We start from the raw sequence: 15,365 nt of genomic DNA on the forward strand, positions 1-15,365 counted from the left end.
GATAAAAGGTAGGAGTCACTGGCAATTAATAATGGTTAGAGAATAGCTTTTCCGTACTAATTACTTTTTTTGGAGAGGACAGAGATTATACTTTTCAATTTTACTGGAAAAGGGTTGACAATTTTGGAAGTCAATCTCTAGATTTTCTTTAGCTAAATCCTTCCCTAGCTCTGGAGATTTGCTATTAAAGTCAGTCATCAGAATATAGAGATTACCCACGGTGGTTTCTGCGATAAACTTTTCAGCATTTTTTCGCATTAAAGTTCCCTCACTAACTCCCATATTTCCTCGCAATCGCACAAAACGAGTCGAAGCGGGAAAATGGGGAACTAGATAACCCGTTCCTTCATCTCCCCACATAACAATCGTGGAATTTTCGTAGGGTTTTAATGCTTGACTATCGATACCAAAGTAATTATCTGACCATCCCATTCTCCACCAGTCTAAGGGTTTGACTGTAGCGGCAATTAAGGCCAAAATAGCGATCAAGATTATAAAAACTGTCCTTTTATGAGGATAAAGATAGGCAATGATCAGGATAATTAAAACTGGTGTAATTAACTCTAAAACTATCAAGTAACGATAGATAGAAAAACCCTTTAACCAGATCAGATAGGCACTACAATAAAAAGGTAATAGAAATCCGAGAATGGGTACATGGACTAAATTATTTTTTTGCTCTAGAGAACGGCGAGAGGTGTACTGATAAATAATCACTCCCAGAAGAATGACAATTAAAAGATAGGCAATGGCAAAACGAGTCTCTTTAAATTTTACCTCAGCCACTAGAGTTTGTTCCTGCACAAAATAAAAGGGATAAAATAAAAATTGCCAAACATCTTTCGGTAAAAACCGGGTATCTTGCAGGTTAAAATCTGTTTCGATGTAGGGAGATTGAAAAATTTTGTTGAAAAAGGGAAAAAGGGGATTAGCAAAATTAGTCCACATCAGGATTATCCAATAACCCATCGTCAGGGAAAAACCCACAGCCATAGAGAGAATTAAAGTCAGAAGATTACGCAGCTTTTCTTTGATGGTATTGGTTAAAAAACTAATCGCCACGATTAAACTGATACTATACAGTGCCGTGGTCAATTTTAGTCCCGTTGCTAGTCCTAAAAGCAATCCTGCGAAAATTATCGTTTTAAGCTTAACTGGTTGATTACGACCAAGACAAGCGATAATCAAAAATAATCCTGCCAAAACAAAAACACTGCTGGTACTATCTCCGATACTGGTTCCTAATTCGGAAATATAGGCTGCGCCAAAAATACTGGTAATCGCTGCCGCTATGCTTAAAGTTATCTTGTATCTTTCGCAAACCTTATCAAAGGAGTGATAAGTGATTAAATGAACTAACCACTGATTTAAACCGTGAAATCCTCCCAAGAAAAACCCAACCACCACCGGAGGTAGTTTTAGGTAATAGATAGCAACAAAAAAAGGAACATCCATCAAAGGATTAAAGAAAGTTTGTATCTGTGCTGGGAGGACATCATACTTAAAACGTCCCGTTAATAACATATAGGGATTATAAAAATGATAATTGCGTAAATCCCAGCTAACATCTTGACCTAAGATAACTGATAAAATCCCTAGTCCGATAAAATAAACTACTGCCCAGAGGAGGGGATGAGTCAGGTTGAACCGTTTTAATAATGTCATAACTTAATCAATAATTCTGGTGAATTTGACGAGAAAACTAACCCGTTTTTGTGCCATTAGACTAATTAGTAGCTCTGGGACGAGTCGGACTTTTAGCTGATAGCTTTTTACTTGATATACCATGTTTGGCTAACAAATACAAACGGAAACTTTTAACTCCCAAAAACGTCCTTAGGCGAGTTGACCAAATTTTGATATACTAAGGTGATAAAATTGCCCACCATACTGACTCGATCGCCCATGAAGTCCAGAAAAGGGTTAATCTCGGTCAAGCAAGCTTATCTAAAAATTCTATCGGTCATCCTAGTGCTGGCGATAATCGGTTTATCGGTAGTCGGAAACTATGGTATCACTTGGGACGAACCGATCGAAGTGGATATGGTCAGTCATAATCTCGAATATATCCGAGAAAACAAGCCCATATCAGAAATGTCGCGTCATTACGGCTTTTATTTTAACTACATCTCCCAGCTCATCTACGAGAGCAAAGAAAAATTTTTCCCCGCTACCCCCAATCTTCCTCCCAATCCCACTGATAAGGATAAATGGCTATCGAGGATCTGGCAAATAACCCGGGTTAAGCACGTCGTCACCTTTCTTTTTTCCCTGATTACCTATCTATCGGTGGTGGGAATCGTCGCTATCCTAGCAGGAATCGAATCTGCTTGGTTAGGTGCGCTAATTTTAGCCCTATTTCCCGCTTTTTGGGGTCATAGCTTCTTTAATCCCAAAGATATCCCCTTTGCAGCCATGTTCACCCTCGGAACCTTCGCTGGTTCCCTATTACTAGATAAATATTTTCAGTCCGAAAATCAGGCTATTAAACTAGGATTTAACCGTTTAACCGTTTATTCTTGCCTCTACGGGATTCTCGCTGGTTTAATCACCGGAATTCGCATCGGTGGCTTTTTTATCCTCTTTTATCTCATCTTCGCCCATCTGGTGGGCCGATGGGATATCAAAACCCTCCCCAAAACTGTCTGGCGTTTTCTGCCCCTATACGCAGTTATTATACTTTTTTGGGCAATAACCACCTATATTGTCCATCCTGCCGCTTGGAGAAACCCGATTACTTGGTTTATCGAAGCGATAACTCTCATGTCCAAGTTTAACATCTGGGATAATACGGTTCTCTTTGACGGTCAAAATATCCCCGGTCGTTCCCTACCTTGGTACTATCTACCCCGGCTATTTTCCCTCACCACCCCCGTCCTCCTGCAAATCGCCGTCCTATTGGGTGTAATGGGGATTTTGACAAAAATGACCAAATTAACGCCAAGCCAGCGTGCTTGCGCCCTAATCACCCTACTGCAAGCGTTTTTACTGCCTAGCGTTGCTATCCTGCGTCAATCCACTCTCTACGACGGCATCCGTCACTTTTTATTTGTCATTCCCGCCCTAGCAGCGATCGCATCTACGGCCATTATTTGGACATACCATAAACTCAAGCGAAAGTCAATAAAAATCTTTCTAACGACCCTGCTAATTCTCAACTTTAGCGTCATTGTCTATGACATGATTAGCCTGCATCCCTACGAGTACACCTACTATAATCGCGCCTACGGAGGCTTAAAAGCTACCCAAGGTCAACAGGAAACCGATTACTGGGGATTAAGTCTCAAAGAGGGGATGGAATGGCTTAATCAAAATGCCGCCGCTAACTCTACCATAGTCGTTGCCGGTCCGATGTTTGCGGCGGAAATGGTACAAGACTACCAAAAAAACTTGACAATGATCTATCGAGATGACTTTGCTTGGGGAAAGGCCCCCGACCCCGATTATTACATGGGTTTATCCCGATACGATTATTTCCAAGCTTTCCCCCATTGTCCCACTGTTCACGCTGTCCAACGCCAAGACACCCCCCTAACCATCATTAAAGATTGTCGTCAGCCATGATCGAAATGACCGCTATTCCGCCGATTTCCTTGCAAAACTACCGTATCGCTGCGATTATTCCCTGTTACAACGAAGAACTAACGATCGCTAAAGTGGTCTCGCAATTTCAAACTTTTTTACCAGAAGCGGCAATTTATGTCTATAACAACCGCTCTACCGATGATACCGTGACGGAGGCCCTGAAAGCGGGGGCGATCGTTCGTCAGGAAATCCAACCGGGAAAAGGCAATGTTGTCCGGCGAATGTTTGCCGATATCGAGGCCGATATCTATATTCTCATCGATGGTGATGATACCTACGAAATTGCGGCAGTACGACGCTTAATTGAACGAATGCTGCGGGAACAATTGGATATGGTCGTCGGTGCGCGTCGGGAAGCGGTAAAATCCTCCCAGGCTTATCGCCGGGGTCATCGCGCCGGTAATCTATTTTTAACGGGATTCGTGAAATTTCTGTTTGGAGCGCGTTTAATCGATATGCTCTCCGGTTATCGTGTCTTTTCTCGTCGTTTCGTCAAATCTTTTCCCGCTTTATCCAATGGTTTCGAGATTGAAACAGAGTTAACTATCCACGCTTTAGAATTAAAAATTCCCTTCGCTGAAGAACCAACCCTCTACGGGGAACGTCCCGAGGGTTCCCAAAGTAAGTTAAAAACCTTTCAAGATGGCTGGCGGGTATTGGGAACCGCTATCCTACTATTTAAAGAAATTCGTCCTTTTCTCTTTTTTAGCCTTGTCTCGCTAATTTTGGCGGTTATTTCCCTCCTCTTAGCGATTCCCGTCCTGTTTGAATACCTCGAAACCGGCTTAGTACCACGTTTCCCCACCGCTATTTTATCGGCCTCGATCATGCTTTTAGCCTTTTTAAGTTTGACCTCTGGCATGATCCTCGATTCCGTCTCCCGGGGACGAAAAGAGATGAAACGAATGGCCTATCTAGCTAACAGTTGGCTGAAAGCTTAGGGAAAAAAGCTCCCTAAACATACAAGTTTAGGTCACATCTCCAGTTAAACCGTCTCTAACCGTTGCAGCACGGAGGAGGGTTTTTTGTCAATAAATTCCGCCGGCGGAATTTGATATTTATTCAGATTGGCTAATTCCTGTAGTTGGCTGATGGCTTCCGCGCCTTCGAGTTTCATTAACTCTCGATCATCGCGCATTTCTGTCCAGGTGATGCCGTAATCGGACACGAGAAACCGAATTAGATGGGTTTCACCCAATCCCACCATAAAAGATGCGCTATTCATTTGACCGCCACAGGTGTAGCAAGATGCTAGATAACCTTGATTTTCTAAGGCGATCGCTAAAGCCTGTAAATCCATGACTAAGTCTTTGACCAGTTGGCGATGCTGTTCTGCAAGTCGTTTAAACACAATTTTCCTCCTGATAACACTCCTCAAGTATAAAACCTTAACACTTTTTTAAGATTCTTTTCTGAGAAAATAGGGTATGTGAACTAAGTTTTCTTACGGATGGTAAGTAACAAAATGTAAAGAACCCTAAATCTAGGGTAGCGTAAATTTCTGAGATAGCTAAGTATATATAACTACAGAGCCACCAGTTTATCCATCTTTCCACCCCCTCGATCCCAACTATTCCCATCATGCCTATTTTTAAAGTTTATGATCCAGTTTCGACAAAAAAGTTCGTAAATCTATATTGACAATTACATAAACCTATGCTTCTATGCCGGATGCGGAGGGGTGTGGGTTGTAGGGTGTGGGGTGTGGGGTGTAGGGTGTAGGGTGTGGGGTGTAGGGTGTGGGGAGAATAAATAAAAATAATCTCCTGTCTCCCTTCTCCTGACTCCTGATCACTGATTACTGATCACTGATCACTGATTGCTGATAAGATTGTTACGAAAATATAAACACGAAATTCTATAGTTAGCCATGACCCAAAACGGAAGCTCGAAGTCGATCGTTGTCTCTCCCTCGATCCTATCGGCGGATTTTAGTAAATTAGGAGCCGATATCGAGGCTGTGGATAAGGCAGGAGCCGATTGGATTCACGTTGATGTGATGGATGGTCGTTTTGTCCCGAATATCACCATTGGACCCCTGATTGTCTCCGCTATTCGTCCCTATACGAAAAAACCTTTAGATGTGCATTTAATGATCGTCGAACCAGAAAAATATGTGGCTGACTTTGCGAAAGCAGGTGCTGACATTATTTCTGTTCACGCTGAACATAATGCTTCTCCCCACCTCCATCGTACTCTTTGCCAAATTCGCGAACTCGGTAAACAAGCGGGTGTGGTATTAAATCCCTCCACTCCCTTAGATTTAATCGAATATGTGCTGCATTTATGCGATTTAGTCCTAATTATGAGCGTTAACCCCGGTTTTGGTGGCCAGAGTTTTATCCCGGAAGTTGTCCCCAAAATCCGTCAATTACGTCAAATCTGCGATGAAAAAGGCTTGGATCCCTGGATTGAAGTGGATGGCGGCTTAAAACCGGCTAATACTTGGCAAGTTCTCGAAGCGGGCGCTAATGCGATCGTAGCAGGTTCGGCGGTATTTAATGCCCCCGATTACGCAGCGGCGATCGAAGGTATCCGTAACAGCAAACGTCCCCAACCTCAATTAGCCACGGTTTAATTGCCGCAGGGGTGGGTTAGCTGTTGATTAATTAGGGTCTGCTGAAAAAGTTTTTTGTGGGGACAGGGTGTGGGGTGTGGGGTGTGGGGTGTAGGTTTTTACTGATTCCCATCTGGTCAATTACCTAATTTTCAGAGAAAAAGTCCCGTAATTTTCCCACGATCACTCCCATAACTGGTACTTTTTGATTGACAAAAAGTCTAAAAGTCTTACCCAACAAGGTTTTTAGATTTATTCAGCCAGCCTTAATTATCTTAGTATTGGCACTAACCCACTCTGCTGATTTGTTCTAAAACCTGCCGCCATAAACCCGAATTAGAGACGGCTAAAACTTCGCTAGAATCAGCTTTTAGGGGATTACCAGACCAATCGCTAATTATTCCGCCAGCACCTTCAATAATCGGGATTAAAGCACAAAAATCGTAGTATTTCAGGTCTGATTCCAGGATTACCATCGGCATGGCAGTGCAGCCAGTGGCTAACATCATATAGTTATAACAATCACCCCCAAAAGCGGTGCGTTTACAGACGCTTTGCAGCTGACAAGCGATCGCTTGTTGTCGTTCTGTGATAAACATTAAGGGAGTGGTGGAGGCTAAACAGGCATTTTTTAAGGCAAGTTCTTGATCTTGACAGTAGGGATTAACAATCATCTGGTTATTATAAAGACTCGCTTTTCCCTTCACTCCTAACCAGCGATCGCCTAAAATCGGTTGATCGACAATTCCTAAAATCGGTTGATTTTCTGCCACTAGGCCGATTAAAGTCCCAAAAATCGGTAATCCCTTGACAAAAGAGGATGTGCCATCGATCGGATCCAATACCCAATAACGACCACTTTCGGAGGGAATATTGGCTCCTTCTTCCCTAATAACCCCATCTTCGGGCAATTCTCGCTGAATAATCGCCACCATCGCCTCCTCAGCTTCTTGATCGGCGATTGTTACTATTGAGGAAACTTGATCGAGTTTTGTTTCGGTTTCTAGATGAGGCTGCCGAAAATAGCGCCGGATAATCTCTCCAGAAGTGTCCGCTAATTGATGAGCTAGTTGGATAGTGCGATCAATATTCATCAATAAAAGTTATCCATACAGGAAAACAATAATATTTATTTATGTTAAAGGGAAGTGGGGATTTAGCGGAAATTTCCCTATCACCCTAAATCCGGCTCTTCTAGGTTCTGTGTGATAAGTTTAACTTACATAGGATTGATCGATCTTTGTGTCCTTTGTGTCTTTGTGGTTCGTTCCACCCCCTCGCTAGGAGGAATGTATCTTAGAATACATTTTACCCACCAAACCTGGGAGAGCCTAAATCCCTATTGCCTCTTGGATAGTGCGATCGATATTCATCAATAAAAGTTATCCATAGTGGAAAACAATAATGTTTATTTATGGGAAAGGGAAGTGGGGGAAATTTCCCTATCAACCTAAATCCCTATTGCTGTGTCGAACCTAGAACCATCAATGGGGAACAGTTTGATTGTGACTCCATAATTAAGTTAGTCAACGATCGATTCAATCTCAAGACGAGAAAAAATTAATCTATTTAGGAGTTTAGCTGATGACGGCTTTTACGGAAAATGACCTAAAAAGGTTAGAAAATCTGATTATCAATGGACAAAAAGCGATCGAAACTCGTTTAACCTCTTTGGAGAGTGGACAAAAAGCGATCGAAACTCGTTTAACCTCTTTGGAGAGTGGACAAAAAGCGATCGAAACTCGTTTAACCTCTTTGGAGAGTGGACAAAAAGCGATCGAAACTCGTTTAACCTCTCTGGAGAGTGGACAAAAAGCGATCGAGAATAGTGTCGGAGAGATCAAAAGAGAAATTCAGGTCTTAGAGATAGGACAGACGGAAATTAAGGGAGAAATCAGGACTTTAGACGCAAAAATCACCGGTTTAAATGAAAGAGTGAAACTCATCGAGGCATCCGTGGGAAAAATTCCCGATTTAGCCGAAAAAATTGGGGAGGTAAAAAACTGGAAACAGATCGGTATATCGATTGTGACTGCTTTTGTGGGTGGGGTAATTGGTTGGTTAATTCGGGGAAAATAAAACTAGGCAATGTAACATAGTATTAAGCATTTGTATATTTTTATTAATTTTTATGGAACAGACAGCTTTAAATCTGATCGCGATTACCGTTTTTTCGATCACTCTTTCCGTATTTGTCACCCCTTTGCTGTCTATTTCGCCTTTTGTCCCCGCTTTAGCTACTTTTAGCCTCTTGGGATTAGTTACCGTCGATACTCTCACCTTTAATAACCGAGGCGTGACTTTACTACTGGATGCTCTTTCTCCTAGTAAACACCGTCAAAGAGTTATTCACCACGAAGCTGGACATTTTCTCACCGCTTATATTTTAGGCATTCCGATCGCCAGTTATAGTTTGACCGCTTGGGAAGCCTTTCGTCAAGGCCAGGAGGGAGTCGGCGGTGTTCAATTTGACCTAGCAGATTTAGAGCAAAAAGTCAAGAACTTTACTGATTTTCCTGCTTTTTTAGAGCGAATTTCTACGGTGTGGATGGCGGGAATTGCTGCCGAAACCTTAGTTTATGGTAAAGCAGCAGGGGGAGAAAGCGATCGATTTTATCTGCAATCGGCCTTAAAATTAGCGGGGGTTCCTGAGAATAATTATGCCCAAAAAGAGCGCTGGAGTTTATTACAGGCAAAAACTCTTTTAGAAAAACAACAGACTGCCTATCAAGCTTTAGTGATAGCTATGGAAAAAAGGACCAGTGTGGAAGAATGCTGTCGGGTGATTAGTGAAAGTTTAGTATAACGGGAAAAGTAATCAGGGATGAATTTGATGATTTCCCCGTTAAATTATTTATGAATAATCAGAGCATTCAATCGGATCAGCGATTAGCTTTAATTGTGCGCGGAGCAGTACAAGGAGTCGGTTTTCGTCCTTTTGTTTATCGATTAGCAACGGAATTAAACCTAACGGGTTGGGTGAATAATACAGCAGCGGGAGTTTTTATTGAAGTTGAGGGCGATCAAGACAAACTAGAAACTTTTTTGAATCGATTATCTTTAGAAAAACCACCTCAATCGCTAATTGAAAATATTGAGACTCAATGGTTAAATCCTATCGGTTATCAAAACTTTACCATACGTCCTAGCAGCGGCGGTGAAAAAAATACAATTGTTCTGCCCGATTTAGCCACTTGTCCCGATTGTTTAGCCGATATTTTTGACCCGAATAATCGTCGTTATCGCTATCCTTTTACTAACTGCACTAACTGCGGTCCTCGCTACAGTATTATCGAGAGTTTACCCTATGATCGCAGTGCCACAACTATGAGGGGTTTTAATCAGTGTCCCGAATGTCAAAGGGAATACGAAAACCCTCTGGATCGCCGTTTTCATGCCCAACCGAATGCCTGTCCTAGTTGCGGACCCCAAATTAGTCTTTTAGATAGTCAAGGAACTGTATTAGCGGAAAAAGATCAAGCTTTAATCGCCACTGCTAGAGCAATTCAACAGGGAAAAATTATAGCGATCAAAGGATTAGGAGGATTTCACCTAGTTGTCGATGCAAGAAATACGGAAGCAGTGCAAAAATTGCGACAACGTAAACAGCGACCGGATAAACCTTTTGCCGTGATGTATCCTAATCTTGAGTTAGTAAAAAAACATGGTTATGTATCTTCTTTAGAATCGAAATTATTGCAGTCTTCTGCTGCGGCAATTGTCCTGATTAAACAAAGAAAAAATTATCTTTCTCCTTCGGTTTCTCCGGGTAATCCCTATCTAGGAGTCATGTTACCCTATACTCCCCTACATCATCTTTTATTAGCAGAATTAGGCTTTCCTATTGTAGCAACCAGTGGTAATCTAGCCGATGAACCTATCTGTATTGAGGAAAAAGAAGCTTTAGAAAAATTAGGAACAATTGCCGATTTATTTCTAGTTCATAATCGTCCCATAGTTCGACCAGTGGATGACTCTATTATCAGGGAAATGGCAGGAAAAGCGATGATTTTGCGGCGAGCGCGGGGATATGCTCCCTTTCCCGTTAAAGTTAATGAGGGAGATTTCCCTCCGATTCTGGCCGTGGGAAGTTATTTTAAAAATAGCGTGGCTATCTACCAAAAAAATCAAGTTTTTATCAGTCAACATATCGGCGATTTAGATACAGTTAATGCCGTCAATCATTTTGAAAATATCGTCGATAGTTTAAAAAAATTATACGAGTTTATACCGGAAATTATTGCCTGTGATGCTCATCCTGAATATCTAGCGACCAAGTACGCTTATAGTTTAAATTTACCCGTTATTCCCATTCAACACCATTACGCTCACGTTTTATCCTGCATGGCAGAACATCAGCTACAACCTCCGGTTTTAGGGGTTGCTTGGGATGGAACAGGATACGGTTTAGACGGCACAATTTGGGGGGGAGAATTTATCCATATTGCTGCCGATTCTTGGCAGCGGGTCGCCCATTTTAAACCCTGGCCATTACTGGGAGGAGAAAAAGCAATTAAAGAACCCAGACGCGTAGCTTTAGGATTACTAGAAGTTATGGAAAATACTGGTAGGATAAAATCAGCTTTTAGTGAACAGGAATGGTCTATTTTTAGGCAAATGTTAACCAAAAAAATTAATTGTCCTTTAACTTCTAGTGTCGGACGTTTGTTTGATGGTGTGGCGGCGATTCTAGGTTTATGTTATCAATTAAGTTTTGAGGGACAGGCAGCAATGCAGTTAGAATTTGCCCTTGATGGCATTAAAACGGAAGAGTATTATCATTTTTCTTTATCCTCCGACTCCCCCATAGTTATTGACTGGAATCAGATAATTTTAGGAGTTGTTGAAGATTTAGAAAAACAAGTACAAATCGGCATAATTGCCGCTAAATTTCATAATAGTTTAAGTGAGATTATTGTAGAAATTGCACACCAAATAGGTAGAGAAAAAATTCTGCTGACGGGAGGCTGTTTTCAAAATCGTTATCTGACGGAAAGAACAATTAATCGCCTACAAGCTTCGGGATTTCAACCCTACTGGCAGCAAACCGTTCCCACTAATGATGGTGGTATTAGCCTCGGTCAAATTATCGGGGCTTTTTCTAGACTCAAACAGTTCTAGATAGGACAAAACTAACTTCTTGGTTAGGACAGGCAAGAGGTAGTTATAAACCACAGAGACACAAAGAACACAGAGAGCCGATTTTTTTCTAGACTGTTGAGATGGTCGAAAATTGAGATTTTAGTTTAAACGATGCCACTCAACGATTTTATTGCCTACTTTCAAAATAATTGCTTGACCTAAACCGAGTTCTTGTGTCACATTAACTAGATGGGCGAAATTTTGACGGGTGATTGCTAGTCCCTCCAAACAAGCTAGACAATCGAGACAGAGAACCGTGGAAAATTCCCAAGTTTGCCGGTAAATACGGCAATTGTCCGGTAAAAAAGCCACAAGAGTGCGAAAATGACTCAAAGCGGCTTTCTCAAAATTGGCGCTAGTGCAGTCAAAAGACGAGTGCTGATAGCTCATAAAAACTTTGCCTGATAGGGAGAGAGCAGGGTTCCCCTCAGACTAGCACCTCGCTTCTGGGGATCACCTTCCCTTTAGAATTTCTCAATAGACTGGCAAATCCCCCCAGAGGGGTATCCTTACCCGCAAACAAATTGCTAGAAGCTAGGTTTCTTCCCGGAGATGGTGTACTTTAGATATTGATGTCCTTCCTGCTGGCAAGATAACCTGTAAATTTCCCCACTCGTCCCTAGCGATAAAAGGCTGTATTTAGTCAAAAATCAAGTGTTGACTTTAATGCCAAACTTGCCTAGTAAAAAATGATGACAGCCTCAAGTTGCCGCTTAACTACTTGACTAATTAACTGATAACTGGTAACTAAGATTATGAATAATGCAATTGTCAAACCGAGAGATGTACAAGTAGCACCTATTGCCGTCGATACTTTTGTCTTTCGTTCCCGCACTTGGGACCGGTTAAAATTCGAGATCGAATATGGATTACAAAAGGGAACTACCGCCAATAGTTATCTGATTAAAGGTGAAAAGGTCGCTCTTTTTGATCCACCAGGAGAATCATTTTCGTCCATATTTTTAGAGGCTTTAACTAAAAGAATCGATCCGAAAACTATTGATTATATTATCCTCGGTCACGTTAACCCCAATCGTGCCGTCACCCTCAAGGCACTTTTAGAAATCGCGCCTCAAGTCACTTTTGTTTGTTCCAATCCGGGGGCAATTTCCCTGAAAAAAATTCTCGAAACCGAAGCATTAAATCTGTTGGTTGTCAAGGGGGAAGAAATATTAAATTTAGGAGCAAACCATCAATTAGAATTTATCCCCACTCCTAACCCCAGATTTCCCGATCAACTCTGTACCTACGACAGCAAAACCGATATTCTCTACACCGATAAATTATTCGGAGCGCACGTTTGTGGCGACCAAATTTTTGATGAGGGTTGGAGCGTTTATAACGAAGATCGGCGTTATTATTTCGATTGTCTCATGGCTCCCTATGCCAGCCAAATTAGCAACGCTTTGGAGAAATTAGCCGCTAAATCGCCCTTATTTTATGCCGTTGGTCACGGTCCTCTGGTGCGTTACGCGATGCACGAATTGACCCTTTCCTATCAACAATGGTTAGCAGTACAAAAGTCCCAAGAGTTGACAATCGCCCTGATTTATGCTAGTGCCTACGGCAACACCGCCACCCTCGCTCAAGCGATCGCCATGGGGATCACGAAAGCGGGAGTAGCAGTGACGGCAATTAATGCCGAGTCCGCCGAACCGGACGAGATCAAAACGGCGATCGAAAAAAGTGTCGGTTTTATCTTTGGTTCCCCCACTTTGGGAGGACACGCACCGACTCCCATCCAAACCGCCTTGGGGATTACCCTGTCCAATGGCGATAAAAGCAAGCTGGTGGGGGTTTTTGGCTCCTACGGTTGGAGCGGGGAAGCGGTCGATCTTTTGGAAGGTAAATTCCGGGATGGCGGTTATCGCTTCGGTTTTGAGCCAATTCGGGTTAAATTTAAACCCACGGAGGCAATTTTAAAGACCTGTGAGGAAGCGGGAACCGATTTCGCTCAAGCAGTCAAAAAAGCTCGCAAAAGCAGACAACCGAAAACTAATGTTAACCAATCCCAAAGCGATCGGCGATCGCAGGCCCTAGGCCGTTTGGTGGGTTCTCTCTGTATCGTCACCTGCGAATTGGGGGAATTGCGCGGCGCCATGTTAGCCTCTTGGGTGTCGCAAGCGACGTTCACACCCCCCGGATTGACTATTGCCGTGGCAAAAGAACGAGCGATCGAGTCTCTGCTCTATAGCGGTACGCCTTTTGTCCTTAATATCCTCCAAGAAGGTCAACATTTAGCTTTAATGAAGCATTTTCTTAAACCTTTTTCCCCCGGAGAAGATCGTTTCGCTAATATCGAAACCACTAAAGCTGAGAACGGTGGTCCGATTCTAGCCGAAGCGCTCGCTTATCTGGAATGTCGGGTAGAACAACGAATGGAGTGCGGTGATCATTGGCTGATTTATGCAATCGCAGAAAAAGGCAAGGTTTTACACCAGGGTTTAACCGCCATCCATCATCGCAAATCTGGCAGTTATTATTAACTCATGGTGACGGGCAAGGGATCGCAAAAAACAAGGGTTTCGGCTGATCCCGAAAGTGAACAATACTCTCCCCTATCCTTCTGCTACTGTTTGTAAAACAAGATCAATAAATTTCTGGCTGTAGTATATGCCTTGTTGTTGCATCGTTTCTATGTAAGGTTTGACTGCAGCGATCTTTCCCAACTGTTTTGCTTTAATTAAAATACCGATCGAACCTGTAATTGGAATATTGAGAGATTTACACACCTGACGAGCCGCTAATTCATCGATAAGCACTAAAGAGGCTTTTTGTTCTAGTGCAAGGACGATGACTTCTGATTCTCCTCGATCCAGAGTCGGTAATAGTAAGGAAACCTGCTGTTGAGAGGCGATTTCTCGGACAGAAATCCACTGTTCTCGTAATAGATCGATCGAGCCAGTTTTCTCTTGATCGTAAGTGCTGATTTCAAGAGCTACTGCCTTAGGAATAACGATGCTTTTAACTATTTCTTGTAAAAGACCGAGTTGACCAATTTGCGCAAAAGCGATGAGGGGGAGTAGCGTTACTTACAATCATCAGGCTCCAGTTTTTCTATTCCCTTTAATTCAACCGCTAACGCCGATTCGTCATAATCAAACAATACAATCCCTTTTTTAGACAAAATATCCATAAATTCTAGGCGATTAATTCTCGCTAATTCCGCCGCTTTTCCTAAAGAAAGTCGCTTTTCTTGAAAATAATAAATAGCGGCCAGAAGTTTAATTTCTTGACCGAGTTCATCAATTCCTATTTTTAAAGCGGCAAGAACATCGGGAGAAAATTCTAGATTTAATGTTTCATTTTTCATTCTAAGTACCTAGTTAAAAATAAAGTTAACTTTAGAGACAAGGGAACTCCGGAACAGAGAACAGAAGGGTTTCTGACTTTTTTTAAGATGTCTCTTAATTATTACAGCTTACAGCGTTTCTCATAAGGATGGCAGCAATTCTCATTTTGAAACGATTTTGCCTTGTTTCAGCGATCTAGAGATTCGTTAAGAATTTTAACCCCTCTAGGTGCAAAGGTTTTAATGTCATGAAACCTTAAAATGAGAATTGCTGATAATACCTCCCATCGACTCTACCCACTTTATATCCATTTTGTCCTTAATATCCGGCAAGAAGGACAACATATAGCTTAAATGAAGCATTTTCTTAAACCTTTTACTCCAGGAGAAGATCGTTTCGCTAATATCGAAACCACTAAAGCTGAGAACGGTGGGCCGATTTTGGCCGAAGCGCTCGCTTATCTGGAATGTCGGGTAGAACAACGAATGGAGTGCGGTGATCATTGGCTGCTTTATGCGATCGCAGAAAAAAGCAAGGTTTTACACCAAGGTTTAACCGCCATCCATCATCGCAAATCCGGCAGTTATTATTAATTTGTCGTTATGATCATTTCAGGGGGTGTTTTCAGGCAGGATAACGCACCCTGATTGGTCTAATCTAATACTAAATCAGGCTAAATATCAGGATAGACACTCCCGCAAGTGCAGTGACTCTTAAATTATTACAGATGTATCAGCGGCTGCGTGTAAGCATCCCACCGAAAAACTAATGCGCGGGGGGTTTGGGGG

13 protein-coding genes and 1 pseudogene are annotated in these 15,365 nt (G+C 42.2%); 8 read left to right on the forward strand and 6 right to left on the reverse strand.

Features of this window, described 5'->3' with window-relative positions:
• Nucleotides 1–60 precede the first annotated feature (60 nt).
• Nucleotides 61–1,665, reverse strand: a complete 1,605-nt coding sequence (locus tag IQ224_RS04355; RefSeq protein ID WP_002743194.1) for a glycosyltransferase 87 family protein — start codon at nucleotides 1,663–1,665, stop codon at nucleotides 61–63.
• 240 nt (nucleotides 1,666–1,905) lie between these two features.
• On the opposite strand from IQ224_RS04355, the gene IQ224_RS04360 reads away from it, so the two are divergent.
• Together IQ224_RS04360 and IQ224_RS04365 are read left to right on the forward strand one after the other, a co-directional pair.
• Complete coding sequence (locus IQ224_RS04360; protein WP_194032606.1) at nucleotides 1,906–3,564, forward strand: hypothetical protein; 1,659 nt, start codon at nucleotides 1,906–1,908, stop codon at nucleotides 3,562–3,564.
• Nucleotides 3,561–4,526: a glycosyltransferase family 2 protein gene (locus tag IQ224_RS04365; RefSeq protein WP_194032603.1), complete on the forward strand. Its 966-nt coding sequence runs from the start codon at nucleotides 3,561–3,563 to the stop codon at nucleotides 4,524–4,526. Before IQ224_RS04360 ends, IQ224_RS04365 begins: the two co-directional genes overlap by 4 nt.
• Nucleotides 4,527–4,570: 44 nt before the next feature.
• Here IQ224_RS04365 and IQ224_RS04370 read toward each other — a convergent pair whose 3' ends face one another.
• The gene (locus IQ224_RS04370) at nucleotides 4,571–4,936 is read right to left on the reverse strand and encodes a DUF1815 family protein (protein WP_194032604.1); all 366 of its coding nucleotides are present in this window, start codon (nucleotides 4,934–4,936) and stop codon (nucleotides 4,571–4,573) included.
• Nucleotides 4,937–5,455: 519 nt separating this feature from the next.
• Here IQ224_RS04370 and rpe point away from each other — a divergent pair.
• Nucleotides 5,456–6,163 (forward strand): ribulose-phosphate 3-epimerase, encoded by a 708-nt coding sequence (gene rpe, locus IQ224_RS04375; protein WP_002736739.1) that lies wholly within the window; start codon nucleotides 5,456–5,458, stop codon nucleotides 6,161–6,163.
• A gap of 266 nt (nucleotides 6,164–6,429) precedes the next feature.
• Here the strand turns inward: rpe and hisN are convergent, their stop codons facing one another.
• Complete coding sequence (gene hisN, locus IQ224_RS04380) at nucleotides 6,430–7,236, reverse strand: histidinol-phosphatase (RefSeq protein WP_004157254.1); 807 nt, start codon at nucleotides 7,234–7,236, stop codon at nucleotides 6,430–6,432.
• A gap of 490 nt (nucleotides 7,237–7,726) precedes the next feature.
• On the opposite strand from hisN, the gene IQ224_RS04385 reads away from it, so the two are divergent.
• From IQ224_RS04385 to hypF, 3 genes are read left to right on the forward strand one after another with little or no spacing between them, the layout of a single operon-like run.
• Nucleotides 7,727–8,221 (forward strand): hypothetical protein, encoded by a 495-nt coding sequence (locus IQ224_RS04385; protein WP_084989989.1) that lies wholly within the window; start codon nucleotides 7,727–7,729, stop codon nucleotides 8,219–8,221.
• 52 nt (nucleotides 8,222–8,273) lie between these two features.
• Nucleotides 8,274–8,948 (forward strand): hypothetical protein, encoded by a 675-nt coding sequence (locus IQ224_RS04390; RefSeq protein WP_004157250.1) that lies wholly within the window; start codon nucleotides 8,274–8,276, stop codon nucleotides 8,946–8,948.
• 50 nt (nucleotides 8,949–8,998) lie between these two features.
• Nucleotides 8,999–11,263, forward strand: a complete 2,265-nt coding sequence (gene hypF, locus IQ224_RS04395) for a carbamoyltransferase HypF (protein WP_194032605.1) — start codon at nucleotides 8,999–9,001, stop codon at nucleotides 11,261–11,263.
• 120 nt (nucleotides 11,264–11,383) lie between these two features.
• Here the strand turns inward: hypF and IQ224_RS04400 are convergent, their stop codons facing one another.
• Nucleotides 11,384–11,674 carry a hypothetical protein gene (locus tag IQ224_RS04400; protein ID WP_004157246.1) on the reverse strand — a complete coding sequence of 97 codons (291 nt, stop codon included), beginning with the start codon at nucleotides 11,672–11,674 and terminating at the stop codon, nucleotides 11,384–11,386.
• 365 nt (nucleotides 11,675–12,039) lie between these two features.
• On the opposite strand from IQ224_RS04400, the gene IQ224_RS04405 reads away from it, so the two are divergent.
• Nucleotides 12,040–13,770, forward strand: a complete 1,731-nt coding sequence (locus IQ224_RS04405) for a diflavin flavoprotein (protein ID WP_004157245.1) — start codon at nucleotides 12,040–12,042, stop codon at nucleotides 13,768–13,770.
• Between the two features lie 72 nt (nucleotides 13,771–13,842).
• On the opposite strand, the gene IQ224_RS24870 is transcribed toward IQ224_RS04405, so the two are convergent.
• Together IQ224_RS24870 and IQ224_RS04415 are read right to left on the reverse strand one after the other, a co-directional pair.
• Nucleotides 13,843–14,046, reverse strand: a complete 204-nt coding sequence (locus tag IQ224_RS24870; protein WP_004157244.1) for a DUF3368 domain-containing protein — start codon at nucleotides 14,044–14,046, stop codon at nucleotides 13,843–13,845.
• 266 nt (nucleotides 14,047–14,312) lie between these two features.
• Nucleotides 14,313–14,597: a UPF0175 family protein gene (locus IQ224_RS04415; RefSeq protein ID WP_002766977.1), complete on the reverse strand. Its 285-nt coding sequence runs from the start codon at nucleotides 14,595–14,597 to the stop codon at nucleotides 14,313–14,315.
• A 291-nt stretch (nucleotides 14,598–14,888) separates the two neighbouring features.
• Between IQ224_RS04415 and IQ224_RS04420 the strand changes: the two are divergent.
• Nucleotides 14,889–15,170: pseudogene (locus tag IQ224_RS04420) on the forward strand (flavin reductase family protein); the annotation flags it as partial.
• Nucleotides 15,171–15,365 lie beyond the last annotated feature (195 nt).

Origin of the sequence: Microcystis sp. LEGE 00066, assembly GCF_015207925.1 — a bacterium.
Taxonomy (GTDB): domain Bacteria; phylum Cyanobacteriota; class Cyanobacteriia; order Cyanobacteriales; family Microcystaceae; genus Microcystis; species Microcystis ichthyoblabe_A.